Origin of the sequence: Nocardia sp. 852002-20019_SCH5090214 (assembly GCF_001665865.1) — a bacterium.
Lineage (GTDB): Bacteria > Actinomycetota > Actinomycetes > Mycobacteriales > Mycobacteriaceae > Nocardia > Nocardia nova.
Genome location: NZ_LZMK01000114.1, coordinates 63,758 through 87,259, shown reverse-complemented (window position 1 = coordinate 87,259; position 23,502 = coordinate 63,758). Strand labels below are relative to the sequence as shown.

Annotated in this window: 22 protein-coding genes and 1 pseudogene; 18 read left to right on the top strand and 5 right to left on the bottom strand. The window is 67.9% G+C overall.

All coding sequences use genetic code 11. The features are described from left to right. The 5 genes and pseudogenes from A5780_RS09450 to A5780_RS09430 all read left to right on the top strand — a co-directional run. Nucleotides 1-461, top strand: a pseudogene (locus A5780_RS09450) (hypothetical protein); the annotation flags it as partial. Between the two features lie 79 nt (nt 462-540). Next, on the top strand, nt 541-1,278 hold the full coding sequence (locus tag A5780_RS09445; protein ID WP_064908233.1) for a phosphoglyceromutase: 738 nt from the start codon (nt 541-543) through the stop codon (nt 1,276-1,278). 422 nt (nt 1,279-1,700) lie between these two features. Next, entirely contained in the window at nt 1,701-3,752 is a 2,052-nt protein-coding gene (locus A5780_RS09440) for a CocE/NonD family hydrolase (RefSeq protein ID WP_063016280.1), read from the top strand. Between the two features lie 380 nt (nt 3,753-4,132). After that, nucleotides 4,133-5,383, top strand: coding sequence for a cell wall metabolism sensor histidine kinase WalK (locus A5780_RS09435; RefSeq protein WP_030516180.1), 1,251 nt, complete (start codon nt 4,133-4,135; stop codon nt 5,381-5,383). Continuing rightward, nucleotides 5,380-6,069 carry a response regulator transcription factor gene (locus tag A5780_RS09430; RefSeq protein WP_030516181.1) on the top strand — a complete coding sequence of 230 codons (690 nt, stop codon included), beginning with the start codon at nt 5,380-5,382 and terminating at the stop codon, nt 6,067-6,069. The genes A5780_RS09435 and A5780_RS09430 overlap by 4 nt, the downstream gene beginning before the upstream one ends. Before the next feature lie 95 nt (nt 6,070-6,164). Here the strand turns inward: A5780_RS09430 and A5780_RS09425 are convergent, their stop codons facing one another. The 3 genes from A5780_RS09425 to A5780_RS09415 all read right to left on the bottom strand — a co-directional run bounded on the left by A5780_RS09425 (nt 6,165) and on the right by A5780_RS09415 (nt 8,045). After that, nucleotides 6,165-6,494, bottom strand: coding sequence for a hypothetical protein (locus A5780_RS09425; RefSeq protein WP_030516182.1), 330 nt, complete (start codon nt 6,492-6,494; stop codon nt 6,165-6,167). 63 nt (nt 6,495-6,557) lie between these two features. Beyond that, on the bottom strand, nt 6,558-7,181 hold the full coding sequence (locus A5780_RS09420; RefSeq protein ID WP_082976364.1) for an NADPH-dependent FMN reductase: 624 nt from the start codon (nt 7,179-7,181) through the stop codon (nt 6,558-6,560). A 42-nt stretch (nt 7,182-7,223) separates the two neighbouring features. Next, entirely contained in the window at nt 7,224-8,045 is an 822-nt protein-coding gene (locus tag A5780_RS09415) for a hypothetical protein (RefSeq protein WP_030516184.1), read from the bottom strand. A 186-nt stretch (nt 8,046-8,231) separates the two neighbouring features. On the opposite strand from A5780_RS09415, the gene A5780_RS09410 reads away from it, so the two are divergent. From A5780_RS09410 to A5780_RS09375, 9 genes are all read left to right on the top strand, one after another. Beyond that, a complete protein-coding gene (locus tag A5780_RS09410; RefSeq protein ID WP_082976363.1) occupies nt 8,232-9,227 on the top strand; it encodes a Ppx/GppA phosphatase family protein in 996 nt (331 codons plus the stop codon). Nucleotides 9,228-9,335: 108 nt separating this feature from the next. Then, nucleotides 9,336-10,979, top strand: coding sequence for a hypothetical protein (locus tag A5780_RS09405; protein WP_064908224.1), 1,644 nt, complete (start codon nt 9,336-9,338; stop codon nt 10,977-10,979). A gap of 50 nt (nt 10,980-11,029) precedes the next feature. Further along, a complete protein-coding gene (locus tag A5780_RS09400; RefSeq protein ID WP_063018568.1) occupies nt 11,030-11,893 on the top strand; it encodes a sugar phosphate isomerase/epimerase in 864 nt (287 codons plus the stop codon). A gap of 118 nt (nt 11,894-12,011) precedes the next feature. Further along, on the top strand, nt 12,012-12,908 hold the full coding sequence (locus A5780_RS09395) for a thioesterase family protein (RefSeq protein WP_082857429.1): 897 nt from the start codon (nt 12,012-12,014) through the stop codon (nt 12,906-12,908). A 48-nt stretch (nt 12,909-12,956) separates the two neighbouring features. Next, entirely contained in the window at nt 12,957-13,775 is an 819-nt protein-coding gene (proC, locus tag A5780_RS09390; RefSeq protein ID WP_063018570.1) for a pyrroline-5-carboxylate reductase, read from the top strand. Nucleotides 13,776-13,942: 167 nt separating this feature from the next. Further along, a complete protein-coding gene (locus A5780_RS09385; protein WP_030516190.1) occupies nt 13,943-14,170 on the top strand; it encodes a helix-turn-helix domain-containing protein in 228 nt (75 codons plus the stop codon). 230 nt (nt 14,171-14,400) lie between these two features. Next, the gene (locus tag A5780_RS38985; RefSeq protein WP_003402602.1) at nt 14,401-14,502 is read left to right on the top strand and encodes a 30S ribosomal protein bS22; all 102 of its coding nucleotides are present in this window, start codon (nt 14,401-14,403) and stop codon (nt 14,500-14,502) included. A 191-nt stretch (nt 14,503-14,693) separates the two neighbouring features. Continuing rightward, entirely contained in the window at nt 14,694-15,776 is a 1,083-nt protein-coding gene (locus A5780_RS09380; protein WP_063018591.1) for an NAD-dependent epimerase/dehydratase family protein, read from the top strand. Then, nucleotides 15,773-16,783: a lysophospholipid acyltransferase family protein gene (locus A5780_RS09375; RefSeq protein ID WP_064907237.1), complete on the top strand. Its 1,011-nt coding sequence runs from the start codon at nt 15,773-15,775 to the stop codon at nt 16,781-16,783. Before A5780_RS09380 ends, A5780_RS09375 begins: the two co-directional genes overlap by 4 nt. A gap of 74 nt (nt 16,784-16,857) precedes the next feature. Here A5780_RS09375 and A5780_RS09370 read toward each other — a convergent pair whose 3' ends face one another. Both A5780_RS09370 and A5780_RS09365 read right to left on the bottom strand, forming a co-directional pair. Continuing rightward, nucleotides 16,858-17,895, bottom strand: coding sequence for an HAD family hydrolase (locus A5780_RS09370; protein ID WP_369817616.1), 1,038 nt, complete (start codon nt 17,893-17,895; stop codon nt 16,858-16,860). Nucleotides 17,896-17,976: 81 nt separating this feature from the next. Then, entirely contained in the window at nt 17,977-18,237 is a 261-nt protein-coding gene (locus tag A5780_RS09365) for a glutaredoxin family protein (protein WP_030516194.1), read from the bottom strand. A gap of 354 nt (nt 18,238-18,591) precedes the next feature. Between A5780_RS09365 and A5780_RS09360 the strand changes: the two genes are divergently transcribed. The 4 genes from A5780_RS09360 (at nt 18,592) to A5780_RS09345 (ending at nt 23,478) form a co-directional block, all read left to right on the top strand. After that, nucleotides 18,592-19,467 (top strand): redox-sensing transcriptional repressor Rex, encoded by an 876-nt coding sequence (locus A5780_RS09360; protein ID WP_064907267.1) that lies wholly within the window; start codon nt 18,592-18,594, stop codon nt 19,465-19,467. After that, a complete protein-coding gene (locus A5780_RS09355) occupies nt 19,464-20,852 on the top strand; it encodes a glutamyl-tRNA reductase (RefSeq protein ID WP_030516196.1) in 1,389 nt (462 codons plus the stop codon). The genes A5780_RS09360 and A5780_RS09355 overlap by 4 nt, the downstream gene beginning before the upstream one ends. Before the next feature lie 62 nt (nt 20,853-20,914). Further along, complete coding sequence (gene hemC / locus A5780_RS09350; RefSeq protein ID WP_036525108.1) at nt 20,915-21,919, top strand: hydroxymethylbilane synthase; 1,005 nt, start codon at nt 20,915-20,917, stop codon at nt 21,917-21,919. Next, the gene (locus tag A5780_RS09345) at nt 21,916-23,478 is read left to right on the top strand and encodes a bifunctional uroporphyrinogen-III C-methyltransferase/uroporphyrinogen-III synthase (protein WP_030516198.1); all 1,563 of its coding nucleotides are present in this window, start codon (nt 21,916-21,918) and stop codon (nt 23,476-23,478) included. The genes hemC and A5780_RS09345 overlap by 4 nt, the downstream gene beginning before the upstream one ends. Nucleotides 23,479-23,502 lie beyond the last annotated feature (24 nt).

The following is a 23,502-nucleotide window of genomic DNA, read 5'->3' as shown; positions in this document are numbered from 1 at the left end:
CGGGACGGGGCGGCCGATATCCCGAACTCTGCCATTCCTCTTTGATCAGCGATTCGAGCTCGTCGTCGGAGCCGACGCACGGATGGTTCATCGATATCGAGGCGGCCTCCAGCCTCTCGGCGATCGCGCGATATGCCCCGATCGCACTCGTGGAGCGCGGCCTGCGGGAGGTCACGGTCGCCGAACTGCGCGGCGGCGAGCGCTGGCTCACGACGGCGATCTCCACTCGGATCTGGCAGATCACGCTCGACGACGACAGCCTCGCGCACGGGATCGCCTACGGTTCGCGGCACGGCAGCGAATGGGACTGCTGGGCCATCTGGCTGCGCCGGACCGGACTCGCGCACACCTCCAACGGACTCGTCACGTCGGCGGATCCGGGCGTGGAGGTGCTGCCTCCGCCGATCAACCCGGCCCTGCAGGCGATTCTGACGGCCTACGATCTGACCGTGAGCTGGTAGGTCGCGGCTCGTGGCGGTCGCGAGCGCCCGATCCGGCGCAGCTGAAATTCGCCGACGCGGCACCGCTAGCATGACCTGCATGACGTACACCCTCGTGTTGCTGCGCCACGGCGAAAGCGAATGGAATGCTCTCAATCTGTTCACCGGCTGGGTGGATGTGCACCTGACCGACAAGGGTGTCGCCGAGGGTAAACGGGCCGGTGAACTGCTGGCCGAGCACGGCATCCTGCCCGATATCGTCTACACCTCGCTGCTGCGCCGGGCGATCAGCACCGCGAATATCGCCCTGGACGCCGCGGATCGGCACTGGATTCCGGTGGTCCGCGACTGGCGGCTCAACGAGCGGCACTACGGCGCGCTGCAGGGTAAGAACAAGGCGCAGATCCGCGATCAGTACGGCGACGACCAGTTCATGATGTGGCGCCGCAGCTACGACACCCCGCCCCCGCCCATCGAGGCCGACAGCGAATACAGCCAGAACGGCGACGCGCGCTACGCCGGTATCGACGTGCCGGCGACCGAATGCCTGAAGGACGTCGTCGCCCGCATGGTGCCGTATTGGGAGTCCACGATTTCCCGCGATCTGGTGGCCGGAAAGACCGTTCTGGTTGCGGCGCACGGAAATTCGCTGCGCGCACTGGTGAAACATCTGGACGGTATTTCCGACGAGGATATCGCCGGCCTCAACATTCCCACGGGTATTCCGCTGCGCTACGAACTGGACGAGAATCTGCGTCCGATCGGTCCCGCGGCGTATCTGGACCCCGAGGCGGCAGCCGCGGGTGCGGCCGCGGTCGCGAGCCAGGGCGGTAAATAAACCGGATTCCCGCACTTTTCGACGCGCCGCGGTCATCGACCGCGGCGCGTTGTCGTATATCTCGAACCCGCTGCGTGCGTACGGTTTCCGAATGTCGAAGTTCCCTCGGTCGCGCGTATGAATATGCGATACTCAGCGTTTTGTGAGCTGCATCTCTTCTGCCGATTCGTAGCTATCGAATTGCCGCGCGGCGGTTCGTGCCCCGATGCGCACCGCCGGTAGTAGCGTCCGGGCCGGTGGGGAGTGGTGTGGATAACTTCCGGTAGGTAAACCGCCGGGCTTTCCGCTGGTCATCGACGTGGATGAGGGGCTGAGAAGTTGAGAGTTTTTTCTTGCAGAAGTTGTAACCGCTGGTTTGCAACTTACTCCGCAGTAGATACACTCTCGGGCGTTCGACCATTTCGAGAGGCGGATCACGTTCGATGAAGTACGCGTTACGCGCCACAGTCGCTGCCGTCGCCGCCGCGGTGACCGTCCCGTTCTTCGCCACTCCGGCTCAGGCCGGGCCCGTCGCGACCGGTCCGGACGGCGGTGCCGCCGGCGCCGCGTGGACCGCCACCGAGGACGGCCCGCAGCAGTATCCGAACATCCACATCGACTGGGATGTGCCGATCACCATGAGCGACGGCACGGTGCTGAAGGGCAATGTGTACCGGCCCGCCGATGCCGCCAGCCGTCCGGTCGACACCCGCACGCCGGTCGTCGTGAACATGACGCCCTACACCAAACTGGTCTCGAATCTGGCCGACCACGCGGGCTCGGTTCCGGGGCTGTCCGACGCGCTGCTGGGGTTGTTCCGCCAGATCGACATGAGCGGCACCGCGCTGTCCGGGGTCACCGATCTGACCAAGGCCTTCGGCGGCGGCGAACTGCGCAACTTCTCCGTCGACCGGCAGCTGATCAAGAGCGGTTACACCCAGGTCGTGGTCGATGTCCGCGGCACCGGCTTCTCGCAGGGCGAATGGGATATGTTGCGCCAACGCGAGCAGCAGGACACCGTGGAGGTGATCGACTGGGCTTCGCGGCAACCGTGGTCGGACGGCAAGGTCGGGATGACCGGCATTTCCTATTCGGGCATCAATCAGGTGCAGGTGGCGGAGAAGCAGCCGCCCGCGCTGAAGGCGATTTTCCCGGTGGTGCCCGGCAGCGATCTGGTCGACGATGTTCTCGCCCCCGGCGGCGGCTTCGGGTTCAACTTCATTCCGCTGTGGCTCACCGCGATCAACACCCTCAAATGGGTGCCGGACGTGCAGTCGATCGTGACCGGAAAATTCGACAGCACGTGGCTGAACGACCGGATCAGCGATCCGTACACCTATATGGATGTACTGCTGAGTGCCTACACCAACACCGATATGAACACCCTCGATCCGCGGGTGAAGAACATGTTGAACGACATGTCCTCGGAACGGCAGGCGTGGATCGGTGATCCGGGCCGGATTCAGGTGCCGACCTTCGTCACCGGCGGGTGGCACGATCTGTTCACCTACTCCGAATCCAAGATCTACAACCGGATTCCGCTCCCGCCCGGGCAGAAGCAACTGTTCATGGGCAACACCTACCACCTCAACTCGGGCAACGAGTACGGCAAGCCCGGTCTGCCGCCGCGGCTGGACGTACTGCAGCGAGCGTGGTTCGACAAGTGGCTCAAGGGAATCGACAACGGCATCGACACCTACGGTCCGGTGACGCTGCGCGAACAGGGCGGCGGCTGGATCACCCAGGGCGGTTTCGGACCGTCGGCGCCGGCCGAGGAGGCCGCGAAGTACCGTCGCATGTACCTGTCGGGCGACCGCAGCGGTACCGCGAACAGTGTCTACGACGGCTCGCTGACCGGCGAATTCACCGGTGCGCCGACACGTCTGACGGTGGCGCCCGGGCTCACCACGCTGTGCTCCAACGATGCCGCGCAGGCGACCGCCGGTGTGCTCGCCGTCATCGACGGCTGCGGCAAGGACTCGCGCATCGCGGAAACCAACGCGCTGACCTTCACCAGCGCCCCGGTCGCCGGGGAGACCACCATCTCGGGCCCGATCGCGGTGCGGCTCAACACCGTTCAGGACGCCGCCGACGGGTATTGGACGGTGACGGTCAACGACGTCGCGCCGGACGGGCAGTCGACCGTGCTGTCCTCGGGGCAACTGATGGCCTCGCTACGTGAGGTCGACGAGGCGAACAGCACCCGGTCCGAGAACGGCGACTACACCGACCCGCGGGCCTACACCTCGCTGGACAAGCGGCAGCCGACGGTTCCCGGCGAAGTGACCGAACTGAACATCGCGCTGCCCGCCACGCAGGCCGTCCTCGCGCCCGGCCATCGCCTGCGGGTGGACGTGTTCGCCGGCAACTTCCCCAAGGGCCTGCCGATCGCGCCGATGCTCGCGGACACCGGCCTAAAACCCGAACACCTGCAACTGGATCCGAATGCCCCTAGCTTCGTGAACATCCCGGTCAAGGGAGACTCCGGCTGGTGAGCCGGTAGGAGGCTCCCCGACGGTCCCGGGAACGTACAACGGCGTACGTACCCGGGACTTTTCGTCTCCGGCCGGTGTCGGCGGTGCGAGATTGAGGCGCACCTCACACTCGGCGCGGGTCGCTGGACGAGCGCCGCGGCGGATCGACACGCCGGAGGTGTTCACGCGCGATTCGCGCGGACTCCAGATGTGCGGTGCCGCAAGGAAAACTGTTCGCGCGACCATTGCCCGGCGGCCGAAAACCGCCGGTCGGGGCCGATCCGGGGCTCGGCCAACTTTGTGTGAACACCCGGCCAACGATCGCGGAATCAGCCGTGACCTGCGCGAAACTTCGTCAACCCGGGTTTGGAGTACGTGTCCGCGACCGTACGATTCTCTATGTGAGCGTTCCCCAGGCCGTGCTGCTTGCAGTCCTCGCGGCCGTAGTCGGTCTGGCCGTGGGTGGCCTGGTCATCCCGTACATGAACGCCAGGCAAGCCGAGCGTCGAGCGGCCGAATCCGGCCTGACCATGTCGCAGGTCCTGGATCTGATCGTGCTGGCCTCCGAGAGCGGCATCGCCGTGGTGGACGAATATCGCGACGTGGTGCTGGTCAATCCGCGCGCCGAGGAACTGGGCCTGGTCCGCAACCGGTTGCTGGACGAACGCGCGTGGGCGGCGGTGGAGAAGGTGATCGCCACCGGCGAGGATGTCGAGTTCGACCAGACGCTGAAGAATCCGCTGCCCGGCCGCAACAGCATCGCCGTGCGCGGTGTGGCCCGCCCGCTCTCGCGCGGTGATTCGAACTTCGTCGTGCTGTTCGCCGACGACGACTCCGAACAGGCCCGTATGGAGGCCACCCGCCGCGATTTCGTCGCCAATGTCAGCCATGAGCTCAAGACGCCGGTCGGCGCCATGAGTCTGCTCGCCGAGGCCATGCTGGAGTCGGCCGACGATCCGGATTCGGTGCGGCATTTCGGGCAGCGTCTGGTCAGCGAATCGAACCGGATGGGCAAGATGGTCACCGAGTTGATCGCGCTCTCGCGGCTGCAGGGGGCCGAAAAGCTGCCGCAGCTCGAGGCGGTCGACGTCGACACCGTGGTCAATGCCGCGATCGAACGGTCGCGTACCGCCGCCGAAGCCGCCGGAATCACCGTCAGCACCGATGCCAACAGTGGACTGGAAATACTCGGCGACGAAACTCTGCTCGTGACGGCGCTGTCGAATCTGGTCGAGAACGCGATCAACTATTCGCCGAAGGGCTCGCACGTATCGGTGAGCCGGTCGCTGCGCAACGGCCACGTCAATATCGCGGTCACCGATCGCGGTATCGGTATCGCCAAGGAAGACCAGGAACGGGTCTTCGAACGTTTCTTCCGCGCGGACAAGGCGCGTTCGCGCGCCACCGGCGGAACCGGACTCGGGCTGGCTATCGTCAAACACGTGGCCGCCAATCACAACGGGGAAATCACGTTGTGGAGCAAATTGGGTACCGGTTCCACGTTCACGCTGCGTATTCCCGCGGTCGAATCAGGCAACCAGAATTCCGCCGCCCCGGCGGAGAGGAAGAGCCCCACCGCAATCGGGGTGGGCAAGAACGACGACGGTCCGCGCCGGCGGACCGGACAAAACGGTGTGGAGGCAACCCGATGACCAGTGTGTTGATCGTCGAGGACGAGGAGTCGCTGGCCGATCCGCTCGCGTTCCTGCTGCGCAAGGAGGGCTTCGAGGTCACGGTCGTGGGCGACGGGCCATCCGCGCTGTCGGAATTCGACCGCTCCGGCGCCGACATCGTCCTGCTGGATCTGATGCTGCCCGGGATGAGCGGCACCGACGTGTGCAAGCAGCTGCGCACCCGCAGCAGTGTGCCGGTGATCATGGTGACCGCCCGCGACAGTGAAATCGACAAGGTGGTCGGCCTGGAACTGGGCGCCGACGATTACGTCACCAAGCCGTACTCCTCACGCGAGCTGATCGCCCGCATCCGGGCGGTGCTGCGCCGCGGCGCCGGTGAGGAGATGGACGGGTCCGGCGAGAGCGGCGTCCTCGAGGCCGGCCCGGTGCGCATGGATGTGGATCGCCACACCGTGCAGGTCAACGGCAAATCGGTGACGTTGCCGCTGAAGGAATTCGATCTGCTGGAATACCTGCTGCGCAATTCCGGCCGGGTGCTGACCCGCGGCCAGCTGATCGACCGCGTCTGGGGTGCCGATTACGTCGGCGACACCAAGACCCTGGACGTCCACGTCAAGCGGCTGCGTTCGAAGATCGAGGCCGATCCGGCCAAGCCCGAACATCTGGTGACCGTGCGCGGGCTCGGGTACAAACTCGAGGCCTGATTCTCGCCGGTACGAGAAAGCCGCGAGGCCCTCGGGCCTCGCGGCTTTTCCGTATCGACGCTGAGCTGATCGACGCCGAGCTGCTGAGGGTTCTGTTAGACGACGTGCACCCAGGCGATGCCGATCTGCGGCAGCTCCTGCTTCTGCAGCTGGAACCAGCCGAAGTCGTCACGTTGCCAGCAGTCGTCCAGCGGCGCGGTGTTGTCGTGGCAGGCGATCGGCTTGGAGGTGCCGTAGGGGCTCACGATGACCTGCTTGCCGTTGTCCTTCGCCGACAGCGCCGCCGGGTCGTTGTAGGCGACGAAGTTGTCGTTCTGCAGCGAGTAGTTGGCCGGATCGGTCATCGGGTCGGCGTGCGCGGCGGGAGCAAGGGTGAGGGCCGCACCCGCGGCGAGAGCGGCAGTAGCCAGGAATTTCCTCATCATGACCTACACCTATCACGGGTATGTGAAGCGCGCATGGCGAGCCGATGACCGTACAGAGGTACTTCACAATTCCCGCGGCGCCGCCGCGGCCGAAAGATGTGCGCCGATCGCGGCGGCCGATTCGGCGAGAGCCTGTCGCACGGCCGCGTCCGAAACCGTTCCGTCGGCCCCGACCATGGCGCTCAGTACGGTAATTCGCCGGCACGCCGATTCGATTTCCACCGCGCCGACATATCCCAGCACCGTGCGCAGCGAGGTGATCGCACCTTCACCGCGTCCGGGGGCCGCCACCGAAATCCAGGTCACCGGTTTCTCGTGCAGATCCGCGTTGCCGACGGTCCACTCCAGCAGATTCTTCAGACTGCCGGGAATGAATCCCGCGTATTCGGGTGCGCAGAACACCACGGCATCGGCGGCCGCGAGTTGTTCACGCAGGGCCCGCACCGCCGGCGGGGCGGGTTGATCGCCCGGCACGAAGGCCGGAATCTCGACCAACCCGGTGAACAATTCCGCGGTGAATGCCGGCGCGGCGAGATCGGCGAAGGTGCGCAGTGCGGCGGTGTTGGTGGAACCCGGCCGGGTACTTCCGGAAATCAACAGAATCCGGGGTGCGCCCGGGCGTGATCCCGGCGCGGAATCGGTTCCCGCGGATTCGTGCTCGACAACGGAGGACTCGGATGCCGGCATACCCGGCGCGTTACCCATATTCCTACGAAATGGGTTGGCGGATCAGATATTCCCGTTCGGTTCGGTTTCGGCTTTCTCGCGCGCGGCGGTCGTCGCCGGATGCACCGCGATCAGGCCCAGTCCTTCGCGACGGCGGCAGTGCCGGGCCAGTTCGTCGTAGGCCGGCTGCCCGATCAATTCGATCAGTTCGGGCGCGTAGGACTGCCAGACCGGGCGGCTACCGACATGCGCGTCGGGCGAACCGGAGCAGTACCAGTGCAGATCCAAACCGCCCGGGCCCCAGCCGCGCCGATCGTATTCGGTGATGGTGGTGCGCAGGATCTGTTCGCCGTCGGGCCGGTCGACCCAGTCCTGCGTGCGCCGGATCGGCAGCTGCCAGCACACCTCGGGCTTCACCGTCAGCGGCTCGATGCCCTTGCGCAGGGCCATCGTGTGCAGGGCGCAACCGATTCCGCCGGCGAAACCCGGGCGGTTGAGGAAGATGCAGGCGCCCTCGTAGCGGCGGGTGCGGATGGCCGGCTCGTCGTCGAGTTCGTCCTCTTCCAGATACAGCTTCTTGCGGATCTTGCCGTCGCGATCGCGCGCCTCGTCCATCAGCTGCCAATCCTGCGGCGTGAGCATCTTCACGGCCTTGGCCAGCTTCTTGCGATCGTCGTCGTCGCTGAGGAACGCGCCGTGCGAACAGCAGCCGTCGTCCGGGCGGCCTTCGATGATGCCCTGGCAGGCGGGCGTGCCGAAGACGCAGGTCCAGCGCGACAGCAGCCAGGTGAGATCGGCCGCGATCAGATGCTCGGCATTTGCCGGATCGACGAATTCGATCCACTCCCGCGGGAAGTCGAGATCGACCTCCGGCGCCGGATCCATCTTCGCAGCTGGTCGCGGCCCGGCCGGCGTCGTGTCCGGCGAGACGGGGGTGGGCGCGGATGCTCCTGCGGTCACATCGCCAGACGCTAACAGCTTTGCCGCTCGAGCCCCAGTTCCGGGCTGGTGTGGTGAGGGGAGTTCCGATTCGTCCTCCGGTGCCTCCACCGACCCCGGTACCGTATTCATGTGCGGCTCGGTGTTCTCGATGTGGGAAGTAATACCGTCCACCTGCTCGTGGTGGACGCGCATCGGGGTGGGCACCCGATGCCGATGAGCTCGACGAAGGCCACCTTGCGGCTGTCGGAGAATATGGACGACGCGGGCTGCATCACGCCCGAGGGCGCGGCCAAGCTCACCAAGACGATCACCGAATTCGCCAGTATCGCAAAGACTTCCGGCTGTGTGGAGCTGATGCCGTTCGCGACCTCGGCGCTGCGGGAGGCTGCCAATTCCGATGACGTGCTGGCCCAGATCCGCTCGCGCGCGGGTGTCGATCTGCGGGTGCTCTCGGGTGTCGACGAGGCCCGGCTGACGTTCCTGGCGGTGCGGCGCTGGTACGGGTGGAGCGCGGGACGCATTCTGAATCTCGACATCGGCGGCGGATCGCTCGAGATGAGCAACGGCTGCGACGAGGCGCCCGACGCGGCGTTGTCGCTGCAGTTGGGGGCGGGCCGGCTGACCAGAGACTGGCTGAACGGCGATCCGCCGGGTAAGCGCCGGGTGGCGGTGCTGCGGGACTGGCTCGACGCCGAGTTGGTGATACCGGCCAAACAACTGCTCGCCGTCGGGCGTCCGGATCTGGCGGTGGGCACCTCGAAAACCTTCCGCTCGCTGGCCCGGCTGACCGGAGCCGCCCCTTCGGCCGCGGGACCGCGTGTGCGGCGTAGTCTCACCGGTTCCGGTCTGCGGCAGTTGATCGCATTCATCTCTCGGATGACCGCCGCCGATCGCGCAGAATTGGAAGGTGTCAGTTCCGACCGGTCGCAGCAATTGGTGGCCGGCGCACTGGTAGCGGAGGCGAGTATGCGGGCGTTGTCCCTCGATACGCTCGAAATCTGCCCGTGGGCGCTGCGCGAAGGACTGATCCTGCGCAAACTGGATACCGACCTGGGTAGCGACCCGGGTCCGGGTAGTACTCGGCCCATCGGAGTGCCGGGCCCGACCGAGGCCGTATCGGGATGATCGATGCGGGAAGCGGTCAATCGGAAAGGACCGTCGTGAACGGCAGGAGCGGAGGCGGCAGCCCGGCGTCCCCGCGCCGCAGCCCGTTCACGACCGAAAGGAGCCGGCATGAGTGAGGATTCGACCCAGCTGTCGGTCGCCGAACTGCTGGCGCGCAACGGCCAGGGAGTTCCGGCGTCGGGCGGCGGTCGCCGGCGCAGAGGCGGACGCGGCATCGCGGTCACCGACCTGACCGGCGACCTGCCGGCCGTTCGGGAGGGCTCCTCCTCGCACGCCGCTCCGGAGGCCGAACCGGATCCGGAACCGATGCCGGACTTCCAGCTCTCGGTACCCGGATACGAAGCCGAATCACCGCTGTCCGGCCCGATCAGTTTCTACGATCCCCTGGCCGCCGCTCCGGAGGCGCCGAGCGCGCCGAATTCCTGGGAGCCGTCGGGGTACGCGGCGAACAGCTTCCAGCCCACCTCGTTCGACTCTCCGGGCGGATATTCCTCGCCGGAGTTCGGCGCGGCCCCCGGATACGACGCTCCCGGATACGGCGCCCAGCCCGATTCCACCCGGCACGCCGCGCCGGAGGGTGCGCCCGCGCCGTACGGTGCGGATGCCGCGCCGGCGCCCACCGGTCGCCGCGCCCGCCGCGAATTGCGGGAGGCGCTGGCCGAGCGGGAGGCGGCGGGTGCGTTCGCCGCTCCCGAGACACCGGTGGATTCGGGGCGTCCCGGGCGCCGGCACCGGCCGGACCCCGACGAGAGCAACACCGTGATGGTGCCGCCGTTCCAGGGCGGCATGGGAACCGACCCCACGCCGCCGACCGCGGCCTGGGCGCCGCCTCGCCCGCCCGAAACCCCCTCTCCGCACCGCGAATTCGGCGCTCCGGCAGGCCGTGAATTCGGTGCGCCCGACTTCCCGACACCGGGACGCGCCGACCTGCCGCGCCGCAACGGTGCCAAGCCGGGGCGCGACGGGTCGGGCGCGCCCGAGGCACCCGCAGGCGGCCGCAACGGCGCCGACGCCCGCCAGGGACTTCCCGCGTGGTCGGCGCGGCGGCGGCCCGGTGCTCCGGCTTCGGCTCCCCGGGATTTCGACGAACCCGGATCCGGCGGCCACCCGGACGAGCCGGCCGAGGACCGGTCGCCGGGATGGTCGCTGGCCGCCCGAGAGCAGCCGCTGCTGTCCGGGCAGACCGTTGCCGGAGATCTGCTGCGCGATGCCGGAGCGCGTGAGGAGCGGCGCGGGGCCGATGCGCGCCGCGATCGCGGTCCGCGCCGCGGGGTGATCGATCTCCTCGATCCTGCCGAGGCGCGCACCGAGTTCTACGCACCGGTCGAACTCGACGAACCCGAGGACGACTACGACGACGATCTGCTCGACGACGAGGAGATCGAGCCCACCCCGCGCCGGCGCCGGGCCGCCCCGCGCAGCTTCTCCCTGCGCGACAAACTGCCGCAGCTGAGCCGACCGGCGTCCCGCCGCGGCTCGGTCGAGGATCTCAACCGGCGGCAGTGGATGATCCTCGGCGGCCAGGCCGTCGGCGCGGCGGTCGCGGGAATGTTGCTGTTCAAGGGCTTCGAGCAGATGTGGGACGTCATGCCGTTCCTGGCCCTGGTGCTGGCGATGGTCGTAATTCTCGGTCTGGTCGCGCTGGTTCGCGTGCTGCGCCGCACCGACGACATCCTCAGCACGGTGATCGCGGTCGTTGTGGGCATCTTCGTGACGCTCGGACCGCTAGCCTTTCTTCTCAGCACGAACTGAGCAGGGAGCAGCAAGTGGGGCACAGCGGTCAGGTGGGGACCACCGTTCAGGTGGGGTTGTCGACGGCGTCGGTCTATCCGGAGAACACCGAGGCGGCGTTCCGGTATGCCGCGGAATTGGGTTACGACGGCGTGGAATTGATGGTCTGGGCCGAGCCGGCCAGCCAGAACATCGCCACGGTCCAATCGTATGTGCGCCGGTACGCGGTGCCGGTGCTGGCCGTGCACGCGCCCTGTCTGCTCATCTCGCAGCGGGTATGGGGTGCCGACCCGGTGGCCAAACTCGAACGCAGTGTGCGGACCGCGGAGTCGCTGGGGGCGGCGACCGTGGTGGTGCATCCGCCCTTCCGCTGGCAGCGGCGTTATGCGGAGGGCTTCGCCCAGCAGGTGGGCGAACTCGAGGACAGCAGTCCGGTCGTGGTCGCGGTGGAGAACATGTTCCCCATGCGCGCCGACACGCTGTTCGGACGCCGCTCCGGTTCGGCGCGCCGGCTGGAACGCCGTGGTGGACCGGGACTTTCCGTGACCGCGTTCAGCCCGTCCTACGATCCGACCGATACCGGCTTCCGGCACTACACCCTGGATCTGTCGCATACCGCGACCGCCGGGATGGATGCGCTGACGCTGGCCGACCGCATGGGCGGCGGTCTGGCGCACCTGCACCTGGCCGACGGCCGCGGCGCCGCCCACGACGAGCACCTGATTCCCGGCGAGGGTGGGCAACCCTGTGTGGAAGTGTGTGAATCGTTGGTGCGCAACGGTTTCCGGGGTCACGCCGTGATCGAGGTGAACACCCAGAACGCACGGACCACCGCCGACCGCGCGGCGATGCTGGGGCGAGCGCTGCGGTTCGCGCGCACACATCTGAACAATTTGCAGCCGGTGCCGGGGCGGGAACAGACCCGCCAGGGTTGATCGGCCTGTGCCCGTACAGCTTCGTCACACCCGGTAGGGAATCGAGCGACCGTCCGGCAGACTTATACGGTGTACGAGCCGGGCCGGAGCCGGCTGGGCCCACGGAGAGGAGCGGCGGGTGACGGAACTGGCGGTCGAGACGGTACGGCCGGAGTTGGACGACGCACCGTTCAGCCGCGTGTGCGCGGTGACCGAGGTGGAGGTTTCCGCGGAGTTCGCGCGCTATCGCGGCGTCATCGACCCGGTGTGGACGATCGGCAAGAAGCTGCACGGCGGCACCATGGTCGCCTCGTCGGCGGCCGCCGCCACGACCCGGTTGCGCACCGCGCATCCCGATCTGGCCGAGATGTTCCCGATCGCGGCGAGCACCGATTTCCTCGGCGCCCCGGACCCGGGCGAGGTCGAGTACGAGGTCCGAATCCGCAAGACGGGCCGCCAGATCTGCCTGGTCGACGCCGATCTGGTCCAGGGTGGTCGCACGCTGGTGCATTCGGCGTTCACCTTCGGCCACCTCGACGACGCGGAACCGGCCTATCGGCGCGAGACCGTGGCGGATATGCCGCCGGAACCGCCCGCCGAGGCCCTGGGCTACGACGCGCCGGATTCTCCGATGGGCCGGCTGGTCAACGTCTCGCGAGGCGCCTCGGTGGCGATCGATCCGGCCTGGGCGCCGTTCCTGTCCGGCGAGCGGGGCGAGCCGCGGCTGCGCCTGTGGATCCGTCCGCGCGCCGCCGACGGCAGCGATCCGGACGTCGCCGCGTATTTCGCCATGATGGCGGGCGATATGAGCCCGCCCGTGCCGATGAACATGGGCCGGTTCGGCTGGGCCCCGACCGTGCAGCTCACCACCTATCTGCGACGTCGGCCCGCGCCGGGCTGGCTGCGGGTGATCGCGACCGCCCACGAAATCGGGGAGCGCATGTTCGACGAGGATCAACTGGTCCTCGACAGCACGGGCGCGGTGGTTGCGCAGACCCGCCAGCTCGCGCTGATTCCGCTGCCCCGCTCCCACTGATCGCCCCTGCCCCGCGTCGGCCGCCGCGCACGGATAGCCTTGGGCCTCATGACGAGAATTGCGGTGATCGGTGGCGGACGGATCGGCGAGGCGTTGATTGCCGGGCTGCTCGAGGCCGGGCGGCCGGGTAAGGATCTGGTCGTGGTCGAGACGGTGACGACCCGCGCGCAGGTGTTGAGCGAGCGGTTCGGCATCCGGGTCACCGACAGTCTGGCCGAGGCCGCGGCGGGTGCGGATGTGCTGGTGGTAGCGGTGAAGCCGCACGATGTCGACGCCGTGCTGACCGAGCTCGGCAAACTCGAACTCGACAACGATCGCGATCAGATCCTGGTGTCGCTCGCCGCCGGTGTGACCACCGCCCGGGTGGAGTCGAAGTTGCCCGCCGGATTCCCGGTCGTGCGGGTCATGGCGAATACCCCGATGCTGGTCGGCCAGGGCATGAGCGCGATCGCGGCCGGGCGCTACGCGAAATCCGCCGAGCTGGATACGGTCTCGGAGCTGCTGGGGGCGGTCGGCAGGGTCGTCACCGTCGCCGAGAGCCGGATGGACGCGGTGACCGCGGTGTCGGGTTCGGGACCCGCGTACTTCTTCCTGGTGGTCGAGGCCATGGTGGAAGCCGGCGTCGGCCTCGGCCTGACGCGGGACGTGGCCACCGAACTGGTGGTGCAGACCATGCTCGGCTCGGCGGCGCTGCTGGAGGAGTCCGGTCAGGATGCCGCGGAGTTGCGTGCCGCGGTGACCTCGCCGGCGGGGACCACCGCGGCGGCCGTGCGCGAGCTCGAGCGCGGCGGCGTGCGCTCGGCGTTCTGGGAGGCGTTGCACGCGGCCAAGCGCCGCTCGGCCGAACAGGGGGCGACCGGCGAGTAACCGCGGAGTGGCCGCCGGGTGTGACGGGACATCCGCTGGTGACACTGCTATTTCTCCCACCCGTCGCAGCAATCCCACTGGTAACGCTAAGCTCGGGGGAGCACGTGCGTGTCTGTTCCGCCGGTGGGGAAGCCGGCGGCGCGGACGTGCCGGAGGTCAGTGGTGCAATGATGTCTGGAAACAGCTCTGCGAGTTCCGGTCCTGTCATCGGCGGTGGAGGAACACAGTTCCTCACCGTTGCCGAGGTGGCGAATCTGATGCGGGTTTCCAAGATGACGGTGTATCGGCTGGTTCACTCGGGAGAACTACCCGCTGTCAGAGTCGGTCGATCGTTCCGGGTACACGCCAAGGCGGTGCACGACTACCTGCAGACGTCGTACTTCGACGCCGGATAGCAGCGTGCGAACGCCGGTCGGCGGTGTCGGCGGCCGGGCACGGCGGTGCCCGTTTCGTTCGCCGTGGGTTGGCCCGGTACGATGAACCACCGTTGTGTTACCCGCTGCCGATCTGGGTCAGGTCGGGAGCTGAACACTGGTTGCCAGGCGGCCGCCGAGCGAACCGGAAGATGGGCGTACGTAACCGGCGTGCGTGCCGAGGGTAGAGAGAGAACGCGAGGAACAACCCTATGGGTTCTGTGATCAAGAAGCGCCGTAAGCGGATGTCGAAGAAGAAGCACCGCAAGCTGCTTCGCCGTACGCGCGTGCAGCGTCGCAAACTCGGCAAGTAAACTTACACGCTGGAAATTAGCTGAAAGCCCGCCACCGACTTGGGTGGCGGGCTTCGGCATTTGTTTCCGGTGACTGAAGTCATCGTTAGATCCTGGTTAATACTCTCGGCCACCTCCGTAACAGCCGCTACTCTGGTTAACGGAACTAGCCAAGCAGGGGTGCACAGGTGGGATTCGGCGTGGGTTCGGATATGCGGGACGGGCGTACGGCTGGCCGCAACGACCAGCCGCCCAAAGTTGTCCTCGTCACCGGCGCGAGCCGCTTCTTCGGCGGCAATGTCGTCACTCGGCTGGCGGCCGATCCCGCGATCGAACGGGTCATCGCGGTCGATGCCCGCATGCCCAGTCGCGATCTGCTGCGCCGGATGGGCCGGGCCGAGTTCGTTCGCGCCGATATTCGAAACCCGTTGATTCGCAAGGTGATCGACGGAAATAAGGTCGACACCGTCGTGCATCCGGCCGTACTGTCCCGCCCGCCCGCCGGTGGCGGCCGGGCGGCGATGAAGGACTACAACGTCTTCGGCGCCATGCAGCTGATGGCGGTCTGCCAGAAGGCGCCGAGTGTGCGCCGTGTGGTGGTCCGCTCCTCCTCGGCGGTCTACGGTTGCGGTCCGAAGGATCCGGCGAAATTCACCGAGGAAATGAGTGCGCGCACGCCGCCGAAGGGCTGGTTCGCGCGCGACATGATCGAGGTCGAGGGATTCGTCCGCGGAATGGCGCGCCGGCGTCCGGATATCGCCGCGACGATCCTGCGATTCGCACCGATAGTGGGGCCGCGTCTGGCGGGCCGGGGCGTGCAGTATTTCCGCTCCCCGATCACGCCGACGATCTTCGGCCGCGACCCCCGTATGCAGCTGTTGCACGAAGAGGACGCGATCGCGGTGCTGGCGCATGCCGCGCATTCCGCACCCGGCGGCACTTTCAATGTCGCCGGTGACGGGGCGCTGGCATTGTCGCAAGCCATCCGCCGCGCCGGTCGCGTCGAACTACCGGTGCCGATGAGTGTTTTCCAGACGGTCGGCCGGTCGTTCATGGGCCCGGTGATGCGTGAGTTCACCACCGAGCAGATCGATTACTTCCACTTCGGCTGTGGATTGGACACCACGAGAATGCGTACCGAACTCGGCTTCGCACCGCGTTGGACGACGGTGCAGGCGTTCGACGACTTCATCGGGGGCGCAGCGTTGCGGCCCGTCATCGATCCGCGCTGGATCGACGCTGCAGAAAACAGACTCCTCGGCCTCGTCGGGGCCGGGACGGGAGCACATCGATGAACGACGTGGCCAAAGTCATTCACCTGCACGAGACGGATTTCGAGGCCCGGCAGCGCCCGGCGTCGCGGCGCTGGCCCGGAGAGTCGGCCCTGCAGCCGGTGACCTCGCTGACCGAGCGGCTGGCCGAATCGGCACCGCCGCGCTCGCTGGGTGATCTGGTGCGGAGTGCGGTGGCCGACGGTATTCGCAATACCGCCGATTTCGCCCGCCGCCGCCTCACCGGGGACTACCAGGTCGACGAATTCGGGCGGGACGAGCATCTGCTCGAATCGGTCATCCTGCCGACCCTGCGGCCACTGTCGGATCTGTGGTTCCGGGTGGATGTCAACGGCATCGACAACATTCCGTCCACCGGTGGTGCGCTGGTGGTTTCCAATCACGCCGGCGTGGTGGCACTGGACGCGCTGATGCTGCAGCTGGCCGTGCACGACCGGCATCCCGCCCATCGGTCGCTGCGCTTGCTGGCCGCTGATCTGGTGTTCGAGACGCCGGTGGTCGGCGGGCTGGCCCGCAAGGCGGGCCACACCCTGGCCTGCCCCGCCGACGCCGAGCGGCTGCTGCGGTCGGGCGAGGTCGCGGGGGTGTTCCCCGAGGGCTTCAAGGGCATCGGCAAGCCGTATTCGGAGCGCTACAAGCTGCAGCGCTTCGGGCGCGGCGGATTCGTCTCGGCGGCGGTGAAAACCGGTGTGCCGATCATTCCGTGCTCGATCGTCGGGTCCGAGGAGATCTATCCGAAACTCGCCGACATCAAGCCGTTGGCCCGCCTGCTCGGATTGCCGTATTTCCCGGTGACTCCGACATTTCCGCATCTGGGACCGCTGGGGGCGATCCCGTTGCCGTCGAAGTGGACCATCGAATTCGGCAAGCCCATCGCGACCGCGGACTATACGGCCGAGGCCGCCGACGATCCGATGACGATGTTCGAGGTCACCGATCAGGTCCGCGAGACCATCCAGCAGACGCTGTACAAACTGCTCACCAAGCGGCGTAACCCCTTCACCGGCTGACGCCGGAACAGCGCCGGAGAAATCGAGCCTCCTCGCTGTGGCGAGGAGGCTCGATCGTTTCCTTCCGGAAAATCTCAGCCGTGCTGTTCGCGCCTGCGGGTGAGGACGGCCGCCGCCGCCCCACCGGCCGCACCCAGCGCCAACGCGGTGGGAACGCCGATCTTGGCGGCCTTGCGTCCGGTGCGGAAATCGCGGATCTCCCAGCCGCGATTCTTGGCGACCTCACGCAGGTCCGAATCCGGGTTGATCGCCACCGCGGTACCGGCCAGCGAGAGCATCGGCACGTCGTTGTGGCTGTCGGAATAGGCCGTGCAGCGTTTGAGATTGAGCCCCTCGCGAATGGCCAGGGTGCGCACCGCATGTGCCTTGCCCAGGCCGTGCAGAATATCGCCGACCAGCCGTCCGGTGAAGACGCCGTCCACACTTTCGGCGACCGTGCCCAGCGCGCCGGTCAATCCCAGGCGCTTCGCGATGACCTGCGCGAGTTCCACCGGCGTGGCGGTCACCAGCCACACCTGCTGACCGGCGTCCAGATGCATTTGCGCCAGCGCGCGGGTGCCGGGCCAGATCTTGTCGGCGATGATTTCGTCGTAGATTTCCTCGCCGAGGGCCGCGAGTTCGGCAGTCGAGCGGCCGGCGATGAATGACAGCGCCTTTTCCTTGCCGCTGGCCATATCGCCCTGGCTTTCCTTACCGGTGACCCGGAATTTCACCTGCTTCCAGGCCATATCGACGAGGTCGGAAGTCTTGAAATATTTCCGCGCCGCCAGGCCGCGCGCGAAGTGCACGATCGAGGCGCCCTGCACCATCGTGTTGTCCACGTCGAAAAATGCCGCAGCGGTCAGGTCGCGCGGCGGGCGCGCATGGGGCGGTAATTCCGAATCGGCTTCGGCGCCATAGCTTTCGGCCAATTCCGCGTCGTGCAGCGCGAGGGCGGCATCGGCGCTGGCCTCACCGGCGAGGTTGGCGCGTACCTCCTCCTCGCTGGGCCCGAACGGGCTGCGCGCGATCCGCGTGAGCTGGTCCGACAGACCCTGCCCCCAGCGCGCCGGGAATTCGCCGAACCTTCCCGCGATGAAGCCCGTCCTCGCATCTTTCGATCGTTCCGGCACCAGTACCTCCGCCTGTTCGCGCGAACACTCCAACATTAGCCGAGCACAGCGTTGTCCCGACGGCTGCTCGGCGATGTGTGCTCAGCGACTCAAATCGGCCCGCAACCGGGATTCATCCACGTCGAAGTAACTGTGTTCGCGGCCGTCGAGCAGCACCACCGGCAGCCGGTCGCCGAACTCGGCCCGCAGCGACGGGTCGGTGGCCGCCGCCGCGTCCACATCGACGGTCGCCGGTTCCAGCCCGAAGTCGGCGCAGATGGCGCGCAGTTGCGTCAGTGCGACCGTGCACATACCGCAGCCCTCGCGGGTCAGCAAAGTCACCGAATGCGTGGCAGTACTCATATCGCCATTAAATGCCACCGTGCCGACAGACCTGCGATTAGCCGCGAATCGCCGCATTCGCGCGGGGAAATCGCCGGTCCGGCGTGCCTGCGCCGAAGCCGGTGCTACACGGCGGTTGAATGTGAGCAGGCATTCGTGGAGCCGACGAGTGGAGAGTGACTGAATTCACCGACTTTGTGCAGGGCTTCACAAGCGGTTACGGTGGTGACACGCGACCCGCCTGCTTCTGGCGGCGGACGCAACCGCACCCCGTGTACCAATACCGATCCGAGACCGATGCCTGTGCCCGGTGTCGGCGGTGGACCAAGCGAAAACCCGGACACTACCCCCCGGCCGGACGAGGAGCCGAACGACGTGACAGAGCAGCATGAGACGCCAGGTGGCGTCTCCGGCAGAGCTCTGAACAGCGTTTCCGGCAAATCCATCAACAAGGACATCCCGCAGGCGACGGTGACCCGTCTGGCCACCTACCTCCGAGTGCTCGCCGTCCTGGCCGACGAGGGTGTGCTCATCGTATCGAGTGAAGAACTGGCTGTCGCGGCGGGTGTCGGTTCGGCCAAGCTTCGCAAGGATCTATCCTTCCTCGGCCCCAACGGTGTTCGCGGCGTCGGCTACGACGTGGCCAAGCTGCGCAACCGCATCGAAGACGTTCTCGGCCTGGCGGACGGCCATCGCGTGATCCTGGTCGGCGCCGGGAATCTGGGCCGGGCATTGGCCGGTTACGGCGGATTCTCGCGGCGCGGATTCACCATGGTCGGCATCTTCGACAACGATCCCGCGGTGATCGGCGCCTCGGTCGCCGGGCTGCGGGTGCTCGACACCGCCCGGCTGCGGCCCGCGGTCGCCGAACTCGCGCCCACGATCGCGGTGGTCACCGTTCCCGATGCCGCGGCCCAAGCCGTCTGCGACGAACTCGTCGCCGCCGGGGTGCAGTGCATTCTCAGCTTCTCGCCGGTGAACCTGGCGGTTCCGGCCACCGTGGAGGTCCGCCGCGTCGACCTCGCCGTCGAACTGCAGATGCTGTCGTTCGAGCGCGCTCGCAGCGCGGAACTCGAGGCGACCGAGCCGGCGGCCACCGAGCGCGTCGCCGCGGGGGAGACCGTGCACGCGGTCTCCACCCCGATCGGGCGCCGGATGGCCGGACGCGCGGCCCACCAGCCCACACCCCGCAAGACAACCTCGCATTCGGCAACGGAGCCAACCAGCAAGGGATCGGTGGTCGCACCATGAGTGTGCTTCTCGTCGGAATTTCGCATCGCAGCGCTCCCGTGGCGGTGCTGGAGAAGGTCGCGGTCACCGAGGAGGACCGGCCCAAGCTCACCGATCGCATGCTGGCCTCCCAGCACATCTCCGAGGCGATGATCGTCTCCACCTGCAACCGCGTCGAGATCTACGCCGTGGTCGACGCCTTCCACGGCGGCCTGGCCGAGGTCGGCGATCTGCTGGCCAAGCATTCCGATCTGCCACTGCCCGAACTGACCAGGCACGCCTACGTGCGCTACAGCGAGGCGGCGGCGGAACATCTGTTCGCGGTCGCCAGCGGCCTGGATTCGATGGTCGTCGGCGAGCAGCAGGTGCTCAGCCAGATCCGCTCGGCGTACGCCGCCGCCGACGCCCAGCAGGCCGCCGGGCGCACCCTGCACGAATTGGCCCAGCATGCCCTGCGCGTCGGCAAGCGGGTGCATTCGGAGACCGGGATCGACCGCGCGGGCGCCTCGGTGGTGTCGGTCGCCCTGGAGCGCGCCGCGAACGTGCTCGGCGACCTGGCCGGCCGCACCGCGGTCGTGGTCGGCGCGGGCGCGATGGGCGGGCTGTCGGTGGCCCATCTGGCACGCGCCGGAATCGGCCGAATCGTCGTGGTCAACCGCACTCTCGAGCGGGCCCAGCGGCTGGCCCACACCGCGACCACCATGCACGGCGCACCGGCGACCGCGATGGAGCTGTCGAATCTGGTGAACGCCATGGCCGATGCCGACATCGTGATCACCAGCACCGGCGCGGTCGGTTCGGTGGTGAGCCTGGCCGACGCCCACCGGGCGCTCAACGTCTCCCGCGCCGGACATCAGATGGTGATCTGCGATCTGGGCCTGCCCCGCGATGTGGATCCCGCGGTGGCCGGACTGCCGGATATCACCGTCATCGACATGGAGACGCTGCAGCGTGATCCCGCGGCGGGTGCGGCGGCCGACGACACCAGCGCCGCGCGCGCCCTGGTCGCCGAGGAACTCGCCAAATATCTGTCCGGCCAGCGGATGGCCGAGGTGACCCCGACCGTCGCGGCCCTGCGCCAGCGCGCGGCCGAGGTGGTCGAGGCGGAGCTGATGCGGCTGGAATCCAAACTGCCCGATCTCGGCGATCCGCAGCGCGAAGAGGTGGCCCGCACGGTGCGCCGGGTGGTCGACAAACTGCTGCACGCGCCCACGGTCCGGGTCAAGCAGCTGGCCTCGGCGCCCGGCGGCGGCAGCTACGCCGAGGCGCTGCGTGAGCTGTTCGAATTGAAACCCGGTGCGGCACAAGCGGTTGCGGCGCCGATGGAAATCGCCACTCTCGGCGGCGAACTGGCCGACGACTTCACCACGAGCCATCTCGGAGACGAACAGGGGCATCCGCAGTGAGCGCTGATACGGCCACCGCATTCGGGGGCGCAGCCACCGGGGTCGACACGCAGGAGCACAACATGACGCGACGTGGCACCACGGATACCCCGTGGCGGATCGGCACCCGCGGCAGCGTGCTGGCACTGACCCAGGCAGGCACCGTGCGCGACGCGCTGATCGCCGCCGGGCAGCACGCCGAATTGGTGATCGTGAAGACGGCCGGCGACAAATCCTCCGATCCGGTCGAGAAGATCGGTGTCGGGGTGTTCACCGCCGCGCTGCGCGAGGAACTGGCCGCCGGGACCGTCGATATCGCGGTGCACTCCTACAAGGATCTGCCCACCGCGCCCGACCCGCGCTTCACCATCGCCGCGATACCGCCGCGCGAGGATCCGCGTGACGCCCTGGTGGCCCGCGACGGTCTGGTACTGGGCGAACTGCCCGCCGGATCCCGGGTCGGCACCTCCGCGCCGCGGCGTGCCGCCCAGTTGCGCGCCCTCGGCCTCGGCCTAGAGATCGTGCCGCTGCGCGGCAATATCGACACCAGACTTCGCAAGGTCGCCGAGGGTGAACTCGACGCCGTGGTCGTCGCGCGGGCCGGGCTGTCCCGCGTGGACCGGCTCGGTTCGGTCACCGAGGCCCTGGAGCCCGTGCAGATGCTCCCGGCACCGGCCCAGGGCGCGCTCGCGGTCGAATGCCGCAGCGAGGAAAGCGATCTCGTCAGCATCCTGTCCACCCTCGACGATCCGGGCAGTCGCGCCACGGTCGTCGCCGAACGCGCGCTGCTCGCCGAACTGGAAGCCGGTTGCACGGCGCCGGTCGGCGCGCTCGCCGAAGTCGTCGAATCGCTCGACGACGAGGGCCGCGTGGTGGAGGAACTGTCGCTGCGCGGCGGCGCGGCGGCGATCGACGGTTCGGATGTCATCCGGGCCTCGGCGGTCGGCTCGCTCGCGAACGCAGAGCAGCTGGGCCGCGATCTGGCGCGTGAGCTCCTGGAGCTGGGGGCGCGCGACCTGCTGGCCGGCGAGGTATCCGCCGGCGCGTCCGACTTCACCAATCCCAGCCCGATGGAGAACAAGCCATGAGCCGAGCCACCAAGAAACATCCCGGTCGGATTTTGTTCGTCGGGTCGGGTCCTGGTGACCCGGCACTGCTCACGGTCCGCGCCCGCGAGGTGCTGGGACGAGCCCGGCTGGCGTTCACCGACCCCGATGTCGACAAGGGCGTGCTGGCCATGATCGGCACCGCCGTCGAGCCGGGTCCCGACGGGGAATCCGCCGTCGACGTGCGCCCCGCGCTGGGCGAGCCGGCCGAGGTCGCGAAGACGCTGGTCCACGAGGCCCGCGCCGGACACGATGTGGTGCGGCTGGTCTCCGGCGATCCGATGACCACCGATTCGGTGATCTCCGAGGTCAACGCCGTCACCCGATCGCATATGAACTTCGAGGTGCTGCCCGGGCTGCCCTCGGCGACCACGGTTCCGGCCTACGCCGGTATCGCCCTGGGCTCCTCGCACACCGAGGTCGACGTGCGCGGTGAGGTCGATTGGGCCTCGGTCGCGGCCGCTCCCGGCCCGCTGGTGCTGCATGCCACCTCCGGCCACCTGGCCGAAACCGCGAGCGCGCTGGTCGAGCACGGTCTCGCCCCGCAGACCCCGGTGGCCGTGACCGTGCGCGGCACCACCCGGCAGCAGCGCACCATCGAGGCGACGCTGGCCACCCTGAACTCCGCCGCTTCCGAACTGGTCGGACCGCTGGTGGTCACGGTGGGCAAGGAGGTCGAGAAGCGCGCCAAGATGTCCTGGTGGGAGTCGCGGGCGCTGTACGGCTGGACCGTGTTGGTGCCGCGCACCAAGGAGCAGGCCGGCGAGATGAGCGAGAAGCTCGTCATGCACGGCGCCATCCCGATGGAGGTGCCGACCATCGCCGTCGAGCCGCCGCGCAGCCCCGCGCAGATGGAGCGCGCGGTCAAGGGCCTGGTCGACGGGCGCTACCAGTGGGTCGTGTTCACCTCGACCAACGCCGTGCGCGCGGTGTGGGAGAAGTTCGGCGAATTCGGTTTGGACGCACGGGCTTTCTCCGGTGTAAAGATCGCCTGCGTCGGTGAGGCGACCGCCGACAAGGTGCGCTCGTTCGGTATCAATCCCGAACTGGTGCCCAGCGGTGAGCAGTCCTCGGAAGGTCTGCTGGCCGACTTCCCGCCCTACGACGATGTTTTCGACCCGGTCAACCGCGTGCTGCTGCCGCGCGCCGATATCGCCACCGAAACTCTGGCCGAGGGCCTGCGCGACCGCGGCTGGGAGATCGACGATGTCACCGCGTACCGCACCGTGCGGGCCTCGCCGCCGCCGGCCGAAACCCGGGAGATGATCAAGACCGGCGGTTTCGACGCCGTGCTGTTCACCTCCTCGTCCACGGTCCGGAATCTGGTCGGTATCGCCGGAAAGCCGCACGCGCGCACCATCGTTGCCTGCATCGGCCCCAAAACCGCCGAGACCGCAATCGAATTCGGCCTGCGCGTGGATGTGCAACCCGAGATCGCCCAGGTCGGCCCGCTGGTCGACGCCCTGGCCGAACACGCCGCCCACCTGCGCGCCGAGGGCCTGCTGCCCCCGCCGCGCAAGAAGAGCCGCCGCAGCCGCTGAGCGGCTCGATAACCGCAGCCGCTG